The following is a 16,949-nucleotide window of genomic DNA, read 5'->3' on the forward strand; positions in this document are numbered from 1 at the left end:
ACATAGGATGAAGACAAGTTTAGAAGGAGATAATTTATGATATGTAGAATATTAGCACTTGTAATCAGTTTCTGGCTTCTCACTAATGCCTACTTTGTTGCAACGGCTGCTGAAGATACACAAGAAATATCGGTAGCAAGCTATCTAAAAATGCGTCTTGAATCTCTCGGATTAAAACGTATATTTGGAGTAGCAGGCAACTATACCGCTCCGTTTTTAGATACAATCCTGGAAGACACCAACCCCAATCGCATCCAAATTACCGGAACGTCTAACGAACTCTGTGCTGGGTATGCAGCTGATGGCTATGCGCGAATCCAAGGAGAAAGTGGCCTAGGAGCTATAGCTGTTACCTATGGGGTTGGAGCTTTTAGTGTATTAAACGCAGTCGCTGGTTCATTTGTGGAACAAGTTCCAGTTGTGGTTATTAATGGGGCCCCAACGAACAAGGAATTTGCTAACCAAAGACTTGTAGGCCTTTTATATTCTCATATGATGCCAAACCCTAACTCTAATATAGATGTATTCCGTTCCGTAACTGCAGCTGCAGAGCGTATTAGCAATGCCAACGAAGCTCCTCTGCAGATTGACGCCGCTCTGAGCGCATGCATCACCCGCCGCCAACCCGTTTACCTTGAAGTTTTTGAAGATGTATGGAGGGCGAAATGCAGAGTTCCCGCTCATCTCAAACCTCTTATCAGAACACAATCTAGCATCATAATTAGCGATGTAGAGGCAGCTGTTGAACAAACACTGACACTGATCAAAGAAAATGCAAATAAAGGAAAGTCAAAACCAATGTTTTGGGCTGGAATCGAGATTCAAAGACTCGGTATCCAAGATACCTTTTTGTCCCTTCTTAAAGCAAGTGGCTTTCAATATACCACTGCTGTGTTAGGCAAATCTTTAGTTTCAGAGGATACACCAGGATTTTCTAGAGTTGGTTTGCCGTTGAATGCCAGTTGTGTAATAGGCCTTGGGGCTTGGACAACAGGTAAAGATATTGGGAGCAAGAGCATCGTTGGGGACCGAGATAAAGCTATTGTTTCACAAGGAAGTGCTTTTGTGGGGGGAGCATTATTTCCGAATGTACCTTTAGAGTTTTTTATGAAAGAACTTCAGAGAAGATTAGAGCTTGAATGTAAAGGCACAGAGGACGACGCTGCTCCAAGGGGAATATTGGCTCGTAATTTGTGGGCAGAACCTATTTATTCCCCATCTCGTTTGCAAATTGAAAGACTTGTAGCTGAACCAGCCGATAAATTAGATTATGATAATTTCTTTAAAATTCTCAATGATCAATGGGTGAGAGACAGCATCGATACAACAGTTGTTGTTGATTCCTCATTTCCACTCATAGCGTCACAGCAAGGTTTGCACATCAAATCCGCAAATGGTTTCGTGGCACAAGCATCTTGGCTTGCTATTGGCTATGCAGCTCCTGCAGCTATAGGGGTTAAATGCGCCATTAAGGATAACCGCTTAGAAAATAAACGTATGATAGTCATTGCAGGAGATGGGGCGTTTCAAGAAACGTGCCAAGCTGTTTCTAGCTATGGTCACCTTAAACAAAATACAGTTGTATTTGTCCTTGCCAATGGCATTTATGGGATTGAACAAAAGCTTGTTAACCCAAACCCATTTCGTCAACCTCCTGCTGAGCATTCAAATAAAGAGGTTTATGAGTACAATGACCTATGCCTGTGGAATTACGAAAAGCTTGTAGATGTTTTTGGCGTTGGAGGAGGTTTTGTAGTCGAAACTGTCAAACAATTAGCAGGTGCTATTTCTCTTATCCAAAAAGAGACTGATAAAATGTTCATTGTACACGTAAAAATACCAAAAGCCAGCATTCCAGCAGTTCTAAAAGCGAGCCTTGAAGAAGCAGGGGAAGACGAACATCATCACCCAAAATGGCCTCCTCAAAATTTGTTCTAAGTAATCTGTGTTGTGTTTTCAAGAAGACACACCAATACGTTGAATAGCATATATTTAATAAAAAAGAAGCGGGGTTAAAATGAGGAAAATATCTACAATATTTCATTTATTTTTCATTTGGGCTCTTATAATATTCTTCTCTCCAATTGCTTATAGTGTAGATGGTGAGCATGAAAATATAAAAACAGAATTTAAATTTGCAACTCTTGCTCATGAAACTGGAGATCCAGACTCATATACTCTTGCATGCCTTGATTCAAACCTAATTCCAGTACCAGAACAAATAGAAGAACTTAAAAAGCGAAAGCAATTTAATCCCATAAGAAATTGGTTACGTAAGGAATTATTAGAAAAAGCAGACAATGAGGAAGCCTCGGGAACCCTTCATGTTGAAACAAGGGAGCATACAGACGGGAGTAATTATTACTTAGTGAGACTCTATGCTAAACCCATTATTTCTTCTGCAGAACACTTTACAACTCGCATTTGGGGGGGAAGCAAACGGCAAATAGCAGATCTTCAATATAGCGCTTCTATGCTCATTTTTCCTCGACCACCCACCACACAAGCTTTAGCTTACTTATTTGGTGGATGGAGACAACTCTACAATTCCCATGCTGTGATTCATGATTGGGGATTACGATTGGCTGCTACGAAAGCTATCTTTAGTGACAAAAACATTAAGACATTACTTGGGAAAAACAACTTTGACTCAAACCCAACGAGTAGAAAAGAAAAGAAGCAGCGCTTAGCCCCTATTGAAAGTTTTGCACTTGAAGTTGGAACTGAAGGGCTACAGACCTTAACTGTACTCCCAAAATATGCCTTACAAGCCAATTTTAAGCGTCTTGTGGTTGGTAGCGATACGTATAAATTCTTCTTACCAGAAGTAGGGGATGGAAAAAGAGGAGATACAATCAGTTCTTTAGTTAATATGGCTAATTATTTATTTCGTGTATATCGAGATGAACGTACCATACATCCAAAATTACAGTATTATCTTGATGATGAGATAACTGACCCTGTTAGGATAAAAGAGCTTAATAAACATCTTTCGGCGATTTTGACATCTTCAACCGTAGATCAAGTACTATTTCCCTCTGACGATATATGGAAATCTTATGGGAATAAACCTCAGTTTTCTTATCAGAAAAGCACTTCAAAAGGAGATCTATTCAAAGTATTTAAGGGCAAAAAGATTACACTAAATTCTTTAGTCTCAATAAAAAAAGCTAGATCAAAAACGAGTCACGACGAAATCGTTAGTAGATTAGTCTATTCGTTGCCAATAGAAGTTGGGGAAGAATTCTTTCGATTTGATCGTGGTCGTTGGTTTAAAGTTGCCTCTACAAGATTCAATGCAATCATACGAAAAATGCGTGATCCAGATGTAAAAGTTAATATTGAAACCCTCTTGCCTTATACCTTAGAAGACGCCATAGGCGAAGAAGATAAGTTTGGCGGACTCTATCAAGAGGATCGCTACAATAGGCGCGTTGTAGCTTCTCTTGCTGGGAAAAAACAAAATGGCGTCTTACTGGATCGATTAAACATATACTTTAGTGGCAAGGGAAACAAGTTTGAATTTGGTGACCTTCTTTTATATGGTGATAAAGGGCAAAATTACATTGTTCATGTAAAGCGGAAAGAAGCAGGAGATATTGATCATCACCGCGCTCAAGTAGAACGGTGTGCAGAGTATCTAGCAACAGAGCTGAACAAGAAAAATGCAAAAAATATTTTATTGTTAGGTTGCGTCAATGGATTATATATAGAATATGGAGTACCTATTACCGGAAAAAAGACAAAACACCTCACACTTGGAAGTATTTTTAAAGAAAAGTTCACTACAGAAAAGCGTGGAAAATCAGCTTGGAACAATTATTTAACCACGAAAATATTTAACAACACTAAGGGCGAAGCCTCAGCACCCGAAGGAAAGTTAAGGATCTTATTAAGAAAAGTTGACTTGAGCTTTTTTGAAAACCATCAAGAAGAATTGATTGTAGCTTTGGATGCTTTGCATGATTGTTGTAACCAAGAAAAAAAATTAGCGACACCACGCATTCAAGAATTTTTTGACTCTATAAGACAATTAATCGAGATCAGAGAAATATTGCTTCCCTCCGGAGTACTCACAACTGCCACGAGGAAAAAAACAACTATTGTGTTGGCTGTCATAGATGATCGGCAGATCGAACCCATTCGTAAGGCTGATAAGGCGCTAAAAGAGAAAAAGTCTAAGAAAGACAAAGAAGAATTTACAAAAAAAGTAGAGGAACTAAAAGCTAAGGATAGAATGAAAGAGGGCGAACTCTTTCATAAGCAACAACTTTGGGGTTTAGACCGAACACGCCAGCTGGTGCAAAAATTTGGCTTCAAGTTTAACCTGGTGGTGATTAATGAAAACAATGAACGCCCTAACTGGGACGCTTTTGGCTCTACAAAAGTTGATACCTCTCCAGAAGATATTGATGAAGACTCGGATCAAAAAGACAAAAATCATACAACAAAGAAAAAAAGGGCCTCAAGCAAAAAGTCAACGCAAGAAGATGAAAGCTCTAGCCAAAAATCTAAAAAAGAAGGGAAAAGTGATAATTCAGCAGATGATAACGAAGATCATTCTGATGAAGGAGTAGCCAACTATGAATATACATCCACGGATATCAATCGTTTATTGCATCTACCTCTTTCAGAAGAACTTCCTGAAGATGCAGAGTATTCTAAGTTCTCTCTGAGCGGGGCAGATGTTGATGGTGATGCAGATACAAATGACATCACTCATTGTTTAAATAGTAGCAGATATGTCTTACCACCAATTATTGCTCATACTGATGAACACGAAGAGAAAAGTTCATCTGAAACGTTAATCGACCTTCTTACCAGTTCATTTTTTACGCATGAGACTGTGATTGCACACCCACCTGAAGAAATGATCATCCCCTTTAATCCAGGTGGACATTGGGTAACATTTCAGATTTTGATCCCAAATGCGGGTGATATTATGTTTAGGTATATTGATTCGTTATTTGAAACTTCAAAAAGTGAGGCGCGTTTATTTTTAGCGTTTTTAAGGGGAATGTATTTGGGAAGAACCATAAATTTTGTACCAATAGTTTCTAGGATACAACCAGATGGTACATCTTGTGGAGCCGTTACAGTGGAAAATGTCAAAGATCTATTCCGAGCAATACCTTTGCCTGATCTTGAGATGATTAGTTTAGCCAACATTTTAGCCCTGAAACAAGAGCACAGGGCTCACCTAAACGGCATTGATCAAGATTTTGACTTTGATAAATAATGGACATTAATTGAGCTTTGCCTGGAACTTGCCTCTTTGGGGTGTAGCAGTAGTGGTTCTAAATATGGAGGTAATTTGATATGAGAGAGATTATTAAACTAGTTGTGTTGTGTATTGTTTTCCTTACATCTTCGGTTTCTGAAGGGATGGATGCCATAGAAGGTAGAGAACAATACCAAAAAAGATTAGTGCTAATTGCTGAAGCTCATTCATCCCCTGAAGGAATGAAGTATTGTTATGAAATGATGAGAGTCAAGCAATCGACAGCAAAAATGAACTTTTTCATTGAGAGAGATGAGGAACGATTACAAAGAGCTAAGAAGGAGTCAGAATTAATAAAATACAATTCTGATGAGGAATTTTTGGAAAATTTTTATAGGCATCATCTTCCAAGTGTAGAAGAGCATCTTGGGGGACCTGCTGAAGCGGGGCGTATTTATGGAAACATATTTCAAGCCCCCAAATTAGCTCAGCCTGGCTTAATAAAAAACCGTTTTTGGTTGTTAAAAATTCTAAGAGATTTTTCTAGTGATCCAAACATAAAGATTGTCCCTATCGATGCAAGTTTTAAAGAAGTTATAAGTCACAAATCATTTACTTACAAAAGTGCTGAGTTTGATAAAACATTTGCAGCCCATTTAAAAGCGGCAAGAGAAACCGGGAATCAAATTTCTATTGATGCAGTTATGAAATCTGATTGGGCTCTTGAACCAAGAGATTTAATAATGACTCAAAAGTTAAAAGAAAAAACCGAAAAAGGAGCTATAAATACAGCCATAGTTGGATTAGTGCATGCCTCAGAGATTTATGTGAAACTATGCGATCAACTTGAAATATCTCGTGTACGTACAAGTATTCCGGTAGGAGAGCTAGAAAAGGAAAAAGGTAACAAACGTGTTCAGAGATTCTTAAAAAAGGCTTCTCTTATAAAGTGATTCTGGATGTATCTTAACACACTATAAAATATTGCTTTTTTAAGGCTCGAAATCCATTCCGCGCTGCTTTAATCGGTTTGTTGATTGAGATAAGTTGTTTTGCATTTGAACCTCCTCTGTAAATCGCTGGGATTTTTCGGCACATTCCTCTTTAACCTCGTGGAGATTTAGTGATTCATAACGCGCATCGTCTTTAGCTTTGCCCATTCTATGAATAATCGCTTGTTGCTCGATCAGCGCTTCATAAGAAGCAACTTTGTCGTCTTTTGATTTATTAATGTCAATTTCCGATCCTTGCCCTCGAATCTGAGAATGAGCTGTTATCACCGTACAGATAACCTCGAGATGTTTTGGTTCAGGGACAGTCCCTGTCTTATCCCGATGCAACAGGACATGCTGCTCAAATTGTTCCTGCTGGGGTAGGGTAAATTCTGATGCCTTTGTATAGGCCATAATATAATCGGGTGCCTTCTGATTCTTAAGGAGTTCCTGCCGTGCCTGTTGAATAAAGTCATCTTGTTTAATCTCCGTACCACGTTCCAGCGCTTCATAGTACAGTCGTCCTTCAATCACCGTTAAACGTTCACCCTGCCAAAAAGCGGTACTGATCTCTTCGGCAGTTTCTGGCAATCGTTTGTGTTGATTTAAGAACCCCATCTTTGAGCACCAATTCTGATGGAATGGCAAGCGCTTCTTTTCAAACGATTGCCTCATATTGTTCAATCTTCCTTCTTCTCCCTCTAACGAAATAGCTTCCTGAAATAACTCGCTTGAACGCTTTTCCTCGCTATGATCCAACGACATAAGAGTATCGAGGCCTACGTTCACTTTCTGATGATCCAGGATTTGACCGACCACATCCAGAGCGGTTATCTTCACTGCACTCAACAAATCCTTTCCCTCTTGAAGCTTTTTCTCATGCCAAAGCACTTCTGTATCCTCTTTCATAAGCTCTTCAATCTTTTCTCCACTCAAGTAATCAAAGCCCGACAGTTTCTCTTGGACTCTAGATAGACGATCAACAACCTTCTCATCCCGCCAGAAATCGAGAGAGGAGCCGAAGATTTCTAAGGTATGCCGATGACGGCTCATGCCCACATAAGCCAGATTCCGATATTCTTCAAATGAGGCAAGTTTCTTCACATGATCCACTGTCACCCCTTGCGTTTTGTGAATTGTGGTTGCCCAACCGTTTTCGATATATGGATAAAGTTTAGGGGCAAAGGACACAACCTTTCCTGCCTCATCCGTTTTGACCGTGATCTTGTTTTGATCAAGTTTTACAATCCTTCCCAGCGTTCCATTTGTAACACCCAACCCCTTGTCGTTATGGGTGAATAAAAGACGATCACCGCAAGCGAATGTTTTGTTCTCATAGGTCCGAGTCTCTTTTCCAAAATCATCGTACGACAAGTAACAAGTCTTGTAGGTAAACTCTCTACCATTAATCTCTCCCTTTTCTCTCATCAGCTGACGGGCCGATTGATTTAGACTCGCGGCATCTTTATTGGTAAAGGCCAGCATCAGATGTGACTGCGCAGGAGTTTCATTGCGATGTCTTGCCCAAGCCTCAACAAGTGCTTGTTTCGTCTCAACCCGTGTATCGCAAATATTCTCATAGCTCATCGTCCGTAGAATGGATTCTACTTCTTGCAAGATTGAGCCCTTCTGCCCTAATTCAGCCGCTATATATTTTGCAGCTAACTTACCGAATTGTTTGGTATCGATACCCCTTTCTTCTAAAACACCTTTTTGCTCTGAATAATTGGTAAGAATGCCTTCAACCAAGGCCTCTCGTTTGCCTTTCCAAGATTGATAAAAGTCAAAATCTTGATGTTTGGACAAGGTTTCAAACTTAATCTCATCAAACGTAACCTTTCCATGCTCCTGCTCATAATCCGCGATCATCTCTTTCCAGATACGCCCTGACATCTGACGGGCAAGACAATATTGATCCACTAATTGATTTGGCCCAGAATTCGTGCCCTTATCCTCAACAATCTTAAGGGCTCCCTTCTCCTGGTAGAGATCCAAAGCCTTTCCCGCCTGCTCGGAACCAAACAGACGAGTTGCTTCCCGCTGCCAATCCTCTTGTTGGCGCACAACCGTCTCCAAGACTGCAGGATGAATACGGTCCGTCAGGAGGCGGAAGGCAGGGCCTGCCTCTATGGCTTGAAGCTGGTTTCCATCTCCCATGGGCACAATCTTGGCCCCCGCACTCTCAACAATAGACAGCAACTCCGCAAAACGGCGGCTATCAACCATGCCCGCTTCATCCAGAACCACAATGGTCTTTGGAGAGATTTGTTCCCGATCCTGGCTTTGAGACAATAGGAACTTGTGAATGGTCATGGAGCGGATGCCACAGGCCTCTATATTACGGGCAGCTCTGCCCGTTGGGGCTAATCCGAGGACTTTGTAGCCCGCTTGTTCCCATCCCTCCTTCGCGGCTTCTAAAGAGGTTGTTTTACCCGCACCGGCGTAGCCAACGACACATGATATCTGCTCGCCGTTCAGCATATGCCGGATAGCAAGATCTCGATCAGTGCTTAAGCCCCCATATTTGGCAAGTTTCGCGTTATGGTTAGCGATGACCTCATCAACAGTTTTGGTATCAACCTTATGGGTTTGTTGTGCCGCCATTGCTTCAGCGTTACGCATGAGACCAAGTTCGGTGCGCAACATCTCTCGGGTGGTATAAACAGGCTCTTTGGATTCTCCTTGAGCCGAAGATGATTGCAAGTCAATCAGTTCTTTTGATCCCATAAGACGATCATGCAAAATCCGAAACTGATCCGCATCGTCGATATATCGGTTGAGAACTTTGGCGATGTCCTGGCGGGTGAACGTCGAATGCTTGGCAGTAACAATCGAAAAAACAAGTTCAGGATTTTTGAGGATTCTAAACTGGTTGCGTAGCCTTACCATATCAAAGAGTTCAGCTTTTTCCCTGTGAATACCGCGACCAGTCATCTCAAGGAGAGACCTTCCGCGCTTGGGTTGAGGATCGATTTCCAATCCCTGATCCTCATAGGATCGATGATCCACTCGCTCCTCAAACCCATGGGCTTTTAAGGCAGCGTTCTGATATTGAGCATATTGCTCCCGCCACTCCTCCACCAACTCAACGTGATCCCAATCTGTTTGCTTATGAGAACAAAAGCCAGCCTCTATGAGTTCTCGCGTGGAGAGAAGCACATGGCAGTGAGGCTTTTCCTCCCCTGTTTTTTTGTCGATGTCAAAATGGAAATTCATGATGGCCAGCATGTCCCTAGCCACGCAGGTGTCATGCACAAACTCCCGTGCCCAAGCGATGTTTTGTTCTTTTGTAAGCTCACGCGGTAAAGCAAACTCGATTTCTCGATAGACCCGCGCGTCCTTTCGTTTCTCAGCCGCTTCAAAAATATCTGACAATTTTTGTAAAGCCCTTTGGCGAGAGGTTTTGCATTCATTTGCAATATCTTGAATCCATAATGGAGAATTATCTTGAAGAACAATTTCGACATATTCCACGTTCTCTTTGTTTCTATAATCATGCTTTTCACCGGTACGTTGATCTATCAAGATCTCTGCACTTCTATAAGCCAATGCAGCAACGCAAGAACGCCCTCCATTCCTTGATATTGCCTTAACTGTGAGATGATAATTCGCCATGATTTTATGATATAACAATTTATCTAAAATTGGAAGTATCGTCGCTTGCGACTGAGCGAAGTTGCATTGCAACATGTAAGCGCGCATTTCTCAAATTTTCGAAATGAATGATCGCATATATTTTACTTATATGTTTTTAACATACATCTACAATGAAAATTTAAGGGGGGTATGGGGGGTAAATTACACCCTAAAGATTAAATATTTACGAGATATGATAAGAACTTAAATTTAGTTGGAAACTTGAAAGCTCAGAGCACAAGATCTATTCTCAGAAAACTTGAACCTATGAGTACAGTAAAGTTTGCTGTATCGTATGGGAACAAGAAAAAGACATTTATTGGATTTATTATGAAAATTGGTCGCAACCAACCTTGTCCTTGCAAAAGTGGCTTGAAATACAAAAAGTGTTGCGGCAACCCCTTAAGTGCAGAAAATGTGCATAAGTTTAGCTCTCCCCTCTCATCACTACCGCCCGAAATATTGAGAGCAATTGAACAGCATGAGGCTGATGAACTCATCCGTAAAGGACAGCAAGGCCTCGGTAAGCCTATTATTGGAGCAAAAATTAAGAATCAACAGATTGTTGCTGTTGGAAATACCATTCATTCTTCACCAAACTGGATAACGTTTCCTGATTTTTTATCCTACTACATAAAAGTGACTTTAGGATCGGCTTGGGGAGAAGCTGAAACAGAAAAACCTTTCGATCAAAGACACCCTATAATGCAATGGCACGAAGAATATTGCCGCTTTCAACAACGAGGTTTAATAGAAAGTGGAGAAATTAAGTCTGCTGTTATGACAGGGATTGTTTATTGTTATCTTGGTCTCGCCTACAGCCTATATCTTTTAGACCACAATGTTGAACTCCAAACTCTACTGATTAAAAGACTTAAAGATTCTAATAATTTTCAAGGAGCATACTATGAATTAATTATTGCTAATTGCTTGATACGAGCTGGCTTTGATTTGGTGTTGGAAGATGAAACCGATCGGAGTTCAAAACATTGTGAATTTGCAGCAATTTCAACAATAACTGGTAAAAAGTACTGGGTAGAAGCGAAGATGAAAGCGGTACTCGGTATTTTGGGAAAAACTGCTAATGGAGCTACAAAAGTCGACCCAACATCTGAGCTAATTCCTCACTTAAATCAAGCTTTAAAAAAACCGGCGACTGATGAGCGATTAATTTTTATAGACCTTAACGCAGAATCTGATAAACAAGATCCTCCATTGTGGGTAGAGCGTGCCGTAAAAAAACTTGAAAAAAGAGAACAAACCATCACAACAGACGAAAAAGCTTATGTTTTTGTGACCAACATGTGTTTTCATCGATCCCTAACAGAAGAGCGGCCTGGACACTCAATGTTAGCACATGGCTTAGGAATTGACGATTTTGGAAAACCAGGTAGCTATCGTCTTTCAGAAATATACCGACTTGAACAAAAACACGCTGACGCTCACAACATAATGAAGGCTTTTCAAACATACCCTCAGCTCCCAGCGACTTTTGATGGAAGTTTACCATCCGTTGCCTTTAGTAGAGAATCTGAACGTCTTGTTATCGGTGAAACATACCTCTTTAACAATCTAAATCAACAAGAAGGGATAATTGGAACCGTAACAACGGCTTGTGTTCTTGAGGAAGAGAAAACTATTTATTTTATAATCAAAACAGCCAATAAAAATTCTCTAATTATGACAAAACCAATGTCTGAACAGGAATACAACGATTATCAAGCACATAAGGAGGGTTTTTTTGGTTCCTTAAAGCATCGCCCAACAAAAAAGGATGATCCATACGAACACTTTAAATTTTTTGTCGAGAGCTACCAAAATTGCACAAAGGATCAATTATTAGCACTGATGAAAGATGCATCAGATATAAAGGTATTGAGCACAATGAATCTTAACGATCTGCTGTTAGAATACTGCGAAAGATTAGTTGCATCAGCAATAAAAAAGTGAGCTTATGCTTAGTGTAAAAACACCTAAATGGGATTAGTTGTTATGTTATTAGCATACTTATGCGCACAAGTTCCCTTATTCCTATGCTTGCTAATATTACAATTGTAGCAGAGGACTTGAAAACCAGGTGGAAAATCGTTGTTTTTTAGCCATCGATATAAATTGTCTCCGCTTGAGCCTCGGCAAAATGTCGTAGGACGCACAACCTTAAGAACTTCTTTTCGATGCCTTGCTCCATCTTCGTCTATATGATCGATAGATAGCATGGTTTTTTCTGTTTCTCCACAGCACACACATTCGTATCCCCCATAAGCATTATAGGCTTGCTCTTTTAATTTATGGCCTGATAGTCTTCTTAACATTCTGCAATGTTCAAGGTTTGCTGCACGATGTTTTTTTCGTGCAGCCCGATATTCCTCTGGCTTATCTTTTCGTCTTTTTCTTTCCTTTTCAGCATGAGCAGCTCTATAGCATATCAAACATGTGTGCTGATAATAGTTTTTTCCTCGATTCCTTAAAGTGTACACCTTGGCAAATGCATCTAAAGGCTTTTCTTCTTCACACTTAACACAAACTCTCAATTCCATATTCACCATTTGTCTAATATTTGTTATGACATTTTACTTAAACTATGTAGTAATGTATTAACACTTTAGTATCTGAAATGCAAGAAAACGCAGTGCACAGTTAACTTTTGGCGATCTTATAATTTATCTCGGGATCACCCCCCCTCACCAGCACATGGTGAAAAGTGCATCAATCGACACACCTCCGTTTCTTGAGTTAAATCTAAATCAATGTTTGGCGTAAAGGCGATATAGGGTGGCTTTCTGTAGTTTCCTGCCCAAATTTCAATAAGTGATCCCAAATAACGCATCCCAACTGACAAACTGCCGCAGGGACAAGCGTATGTTATGTCAGATATACTACAAAATAATTAATAAATTACAAAGCTTAGCGCTTCTTTGTAAGTCAATAAATACCTAACTCATTAAGTGATATTCGATGCCTATTCAAAGCAATTTATTAAATACCAGTTCTTCGGTTCTGCAAATTCAAGATATAAGAAGCGAGTTGTTGTCTTCTCAAAGTAGGGTCCTCTCCCTTGATGAAATTTTGTTTATAAGTCGCTCATATTATGGAGATGAAGGGCTACTGTCCCTCTTCGGCAAAAAACCTAAGTCGTTTTATAACATGGGTATTCGAATCCTAGGGAGGAGTGCTATTGAGTGCTCCATCGATGCCCATAGCATCGGAATGGCAAAATCCATAAAAAAACTAAAAAGAGCCTTTTTCCCTCGTGAAGAAGCCGTCATTTTAGATTTATTTCTTGGTTCTGGGAATTTATTATATCACTCAGCAAAAGCTCTTGGATTTCCTCCAGCAATTGGCATAGAGAATAACAAAGAAATTTATATTCACACAAAAAATAATCTAAAAATTATGGGTGATAGGTGCCAGGTTTTCTTTGGAAATAGTTTAAACTATATCAAAAAGATGAATTTTCCTGATAATAAGCCCCTCATTGTTCTTATTGCTCCTCCCTGGGGCCAAGCTCTTTCTTTCGAAGATGGGCTGGATTTATTAAAAACAAGTCCACCAGTTGATGAGATTATAGCAAGCGTAAAACATACGTTTTCTAAACAGCGATTGATATTTGTCATACAAACTTACGAGAAACTTGTGAGGAACTCTGTCAAATGCATTACAGACCAGTTTACATATTCTAATGAGGAGATCATTCCAAGTATTGGTGAAGGACTCAATACTGGCTTGCTGGTTTGCTCAAATGAAAAGATGTACCACTAAAACGAGCTAATAAAATATGAAAATCGACAATAAGGCAGCTATACAGTCACTCTATGGGACGAATGATCTAGGCGAAAAACCAGCATTTCAAGGTGGTTATATAAATTTTGGGTATTGGAAGAATGTAGACTTAAATTGTCGACAAATCACTCAAGAAGAAAGGATCAGATCATCACACGACCTATATGAGTTAGTGTTTGAACACCTTGATATACAATTCGACGATAAAATCTTAGAGGTTGGCTGTGGAAGAGGTTATGGGTGTAGGGAGTTGGTTGACAAATATGGGCCTGAATATGTTGTCGGCATTGACATTACACCTAATCAAATAGACAGAGCCAAACACTTGCATCTATTCTCTTCAGAAGTCCCCTCAAACTTAAAATTTGAAGTAGCAGCAGCTGGTTCCACACCCTTTTCTGATGGTGAATTCAATAAAATTTATGCAGTTGAATCTGCACAACACATTCCCTCTATTCCTGAATTTGCAAAAGAATCTTGGCGCCTCTTAAAGCATCAAGGACAATTGGTTATTGCCGCTCATTTCTCAACAAGTAACCAGGGATTTGATATGAATCGAGCCCACTTTCCTCTCATCGATGAAGGAATTGATTTATTAATACCCGTTCAAGAAGTGATTAATAACTTTGAAGAACAAGGTTTCCAGGTCAAAGAAGTCCTAAAGATAGGCAACCAGGTTTTTCCAGGTCTTGATAAATGGTGCAAGCAAGTCCTAGATGTTGGCTGGGGTGAAAATTTTATAAAAATGTACAAAGAGGGAAATCTTGATTATTATATGATTAACTTACAGAAAGGTTAATCATTGACGGTCACCCCTCTTCTCAGACAAATCTGGCATGAAATTGCAAAGCGAACATACCAAGCAGAGCACAGATTTTTCCTATATGGATTTATTTCCTTTTTTGGCTTTTCCTCCTTTTATTTTATAAATATATATTTAACAGCCCCTAATGCTTACGAGGACTTTGCATTAAGAATTATCGCTACTTTCTTATCATTAGGTTTGATGTTGTCACGCTATTGGCCTCTACAAGCCAAATTATTCATGCCTATTTACTGGAATCTCACTCTCATTTACACACTTCCTTTTTTCTTTGGATTCATGTTGTTCAAAAACAATTTTGATTTGATCTGGTGTCTTAATGCCCTAATATCTTTAACTTTACTTATTTTTATTACTGACTGGATTAGCGCTTCTTTAATACTTTTCATAGGTATAGTGAGTGCTTGGAAATATTATTTCTTCTACTTTGGATATTATCCCCAGCTACCTGATAATATTTTTGGGATACTCGCAAGCTATATTGGGATGCTTATCTATGTCGGATTGTTTGTTTATAAAGAAGAAAAGATACGGAAGGAGAAGCTGCTCGCATTGAAATCCTTAGCTGGTACCGTAGCCCATGAAATGCGGACTCCATTTTTAGGAATTCGAGCGAGTGCAAAAGTGATTAGTAAATTTCTTCCAATGCTCGTAGATGGTTATAGAAAGGCAAGATCTGCCAATAAAGTAGGTACCAAAATTTCTAAAGAAGAGCTCAAGAATATTGCTGAGACACCAGAAGATCTAGAGAAAATTACGTTAAGTGCCTCTATGGTTATTGATATGCTGCTGATGAATCTGAAGGACCCTAAAAATTTAGAAAAAGACTTAAAACTTATATCTATTAAGGAGTGCATAGAGGAAGCAATAAGGGATTACCCATTAATTGAAGAGGAAAGAGTAATCATTTCATGGGAGGATGTTAAAGACTTTAGCTTTTATGGCAATAAGCTTCTTATCAAGCACGTATTATTCAATCTTCTAAAGAATGCTTTGTATTATGTTAAAGAAACCGACAATGGTTATATTGTGCTATGGAGCGAGATTGAATCATCTGATTTCATACTCTATTTCAAAGATACAGGCAGTGGGATATCTGAATCAATCCTTCCTCACATATTTGATACATTTTATAGCAAAACCCATTATGGAACAGGAATAGGCCTTTCATTTTGTCAATCTGTTATGAAAAGCCTTGGTGGTTCTATTGCTTGCGAATCAAAAGAGAATGAGCACACGACCTTCATACTTAGATTTCCTAAACCATAAATCCATAGGGTTATGGGCAATTTAATTTTTTGACATTTCTTAATACTTAATTTATTAAATATATATAAATTATGTATACATAGGACATATATGGAAATGGAATAGCGGACGATGTACTTGAGGATTTATAAATTCACACGAGCATCTGCTATGTTAGTCTCTGAAAGGAATTGTTAATGCAAAAACTCCCTGTTTGTATGTTTCCTACCAAAGTATTGTTTATAGACGATGATCGTTCATCGTTTAAAAAGTTAACCCTTGGCTTAGATAATTCCAAATGCTCATACCAGCTTTATGATAGACCTCATGCAGCCTTATCGTATTTGAATGAAGAATATAAGGTAGACCTATTTGAAAAGCGTTTGATTTCTCAACCCATCGAGGAAGAATGGCAACATAAGCGATTAGATATAAATATATATGATTTGATGAAAGAGGTTTATAATCCAAGCCGATTTGAGCATGTTTCTACAGTTATTATTGATTATCAGATGCCAAAAATGAATGGTTTAGAAGTTTGTGCACAAATTAAAAATCCCTACATTCAAAAAATACTTTTAACGGGAGAAGGAGATGAATCTCTTGCGGTCCAAGCATTTAATAAAGGACTCATTAATCGCTATATTCAGAAACAAGACCCACATGTTTTTGAACTTTTAAATGAAAGTATAGCCGAAGCCCAACGAGCATATTTTTTAAATATCTCTCAATTAATGCTTGGAGCAACCACTTTCGAACCTGGTATAAGTTTTATAGAGGATCCAGCTTTTATTAATTATTTCGAAAAGCTTCTCCTTAAAAACAAAATTGTAGAATATTATTTGTTTGAGATGAACGGAAGTTTTCTGCTTCTTGATGAAAAATCAAATTACTATGGTCTTTTTACCTATAGCAAATCCCAGTTAGACGGGTGGAAAGAATCATTAGAGTTTGATACTGTTCCAAATCGTTTAGCAAGAGAACTTGCAGATTATAAAAAAATGATTTGCTTCCACGATCGTCATCGAATTGATATTCCACAAGGTTCAGAATGGGAGAAATATTCTTATACCCCTGAAGTTTTAGAAGGGGAACGGGATAACTATTATCATGTGTTTCGAAAGAATATCTTAGACATAGAAAAAGAAAGAATTCTATCATTCCATGATTACAAGAATCGTTCAGAGTCTGACGATAAGCCTAAATTCAAAACGCTAAGAGTGGTTCATAGCAGATAATTTAGGATCGA

Annotated in this window: 10 protein-coding genes; 8 read left to right on the plus strand and 2 right to left on the minus strand. The window is 39.0% G+C overall.

The annotated features are described in order from the left end of the window. The first annotated feature begins 36 nt into the window (after positions 1 to 36). The 3 genes from K2Y18_00360 to K2Y18_00370 all read left to right on the plus strand — a co-directional run bounded on the left by K2Y18_00360 (position 37) and on the right by K2Y18_00370 (position 6,174). The gene (locus K2Y18_00360; protein ID MBX9804189.1) at positions 37 to 1,938 is read left to right on the plus strand and encodes an alpha-keto acid decarboxylase family protein; all 1,902 of its coding nucleotides are present in this window, start codon (positions 37 to 39) and stop codon (positions 1,936 to 1,938) included. A 79-nt stretch (positions 1,939 to 2,017) separates the two neighbouring features. Then, on the plus strand, positions 2,018 to 5,239 hold the full coding sequence (locus K2Y18_00365; GenBank protein ID MBX9804190.1) for a TIGR04141 family sporadically distributed protein: 3,222 nt from the start codon (positions 2,018 to 2,020) through the stop codon (positions 5,237 to 5,239). Positions 5,240 to 5,319: 80 nt separating this feature from the next. Further along, entirely contained in the window at positions 5,320 to 6,174 is an 855-nt protein-coding gene (locus K2Y18_00370) for a hypothetical protein (protein ID MBX9804191.1), read from the plus strand. A gap of 39 nt (positions 6,175 to 6,213) precedes the next feature. Here K2Y18_00370 and K2Y18_00375 read toward each other — a convergent pair whose 3' ends face one another. After that, positions 6,214 to 9,828: an AAA family ATPase gene (locus K2Y18_00375; GenBank protein ID MBX9804192.1), complete on the minus strand. Its 3,615-nt coding sequence runs from the start codon at positions 9,826 to 9,828 to the stop codon at positions 6,214 to 6,216. 351 nt (positions 9,829 to 10,179) lie between these two features. Between K2Y18_00375 and K2Y18_00380 the strand changes: the two genes are divergently transcribed. Further along, positions 10,180 to 11,799, plus strand: a complete 1,620-nt coding sequence (locus K2Y18_00380; protein MBX9804193.1) for an SEC-C domain-containing protein — start codon at positions 10,180 to 10,182, stop codon at positions 11,797 to 11,799. Between the two features lie 23 nt (positions 11,800 to 11,822). On the opposite strand, the gene K2Y18_00385 is transcribed toward K2Y18_00380, so the two are convergent. Continuing rightward, positions 11,823 to 12,386, minus strand: coding sequence for a hypothetical protein (locus K2Y18_00385; protein MBX9804194.1), 564 nt, complete (start codon positions 12,384 to 12,386; stop codon positions 11,823 to 11,825). 670 nt (positions 12,387 to 13,056) lie between these two features. Between K2Y18_00385 and K2Y18_00390 the strand changes: the two genes are divergently transcribed. From K2Y18_00390 to K2Y18_00405, 4 genes are all read left to right on the plus strand, one after another. After that, positions 13,057 to 13,608: an RsmD family RNA methyltransferase gene (locus K2Y18_00390; GenBank protein ID MBX9804195.1), complete on the plus strand. Its 552-nt coding sequence runs from the start codon at positions 13,057 to 13,059 to the stop codon at positions 13,606 to 13,608. A gap of 16 nt (positions 13,609 to 13,624) precedes the next feature. After that, on the plus strand, positions 13,625 to 14,428 hold the full coding sequence (locus K2Y18_00395) for a methyltransferase domain-containing protein (protein MBX9804196.1): 804 nt from the start codon (positions 13,625 to 13,627) through the stop codon (positions 14,426 to 14,428). Between the two features lie 3 nt (positions 14,429 to 14,431). Then, on the plus strand, positions 14,432 to 15,721 hold the full coding sequence (locus tag K2Y18_00400; GenBank protein ID MBX9804197.1) for a HAMP domain-containing histidine kinase: 1,290 nt from the start codon (positions 14,432 to 14,434) through the stop codon (positions 15,719 to 15,721). A 176-nt stretch (positions 15,722 to 15,897) separates the two neighbouring features. Next, entirely contained in the window at positions 15,898 to 16,938 is a 1,041-nt protein-coding gene (locus K2Y18_00405) for a response regulator (protein ID MBX9804198.1), read from the plus strand. Positions 16,939 to 16,949: the final 11 nt, after the last annotated feature.

It is taken from the genome of Alphaproteobacteria bacterium (assembly GCA_019746225.1).
Classification (GTDB): domain Bacteria; phylum Pseudomonadota; class Alphaproteobacteria; order Paracaedibacterales; family VGCI01; genus VGCI01.

Coding starts and splice junctions, on each gene's coding strand:
- K2Y18_00405 (MBX9804198.1), top strand. CDS start 15,898: ATGCAAAAACTCCCTGTTTGTATGTTTCCTACCAAAGTATTGTTTATA.
- K2Y18_00380 (MBX9804193.1), top strand. CDS start 10,180: ATGAAAATTGGTCGCAACCAACCTTGTCCTTGCAAAAGTGGCTTGAAA.
- K2Y18_00390 (MBX9804195.1), top strand. CDS start 13,057: ATGGCAAAATCCATAAAAAAACTAAAAAGAGCCTTTTTCCCTCGTGAA.
- K2Y18_00395 (MBX9804196.1), top strand. CDS start 13,625: ATGAAAATCGACAATAAGGCAGCTATACAGTCACTCTATGGGACGAAT.
- K2Y18_00375 (MBX9804192.1), bottom strand. CDS start 9,828: ATGGCGAATTATCATCTCACAGTTAAGGCAATATCAAGGAATGGAGGG.
- K2Y18_00360 (MBX9804189.1), top strand. CDS start 37: ATGATATGTAGAATATTAGCACTTGTAATCAGTTTCTGGCTTCTCACT.
- K2Y18_00365 (MBX9804190.1), top strand. CDS start 2,018: ATGAGGAAAATATCTACAATATTTCATTTATTTTTCATTTGGGCTCTT.
- K2Y18_00370 (MBX9804191.1), top strand. CDS start 5,320: ATGAGAGAGATTATTAAACTAGTTGTGTTGTGTATTGTTTTCCTTACA.
- K2Y18_00385 (MBX9804194.1), bottom strand. CDS start 12,386: ATGGAATTGAGAGTTTGTGTTAAGTGTGAAGAAGAAAAGCCTTTAGAT.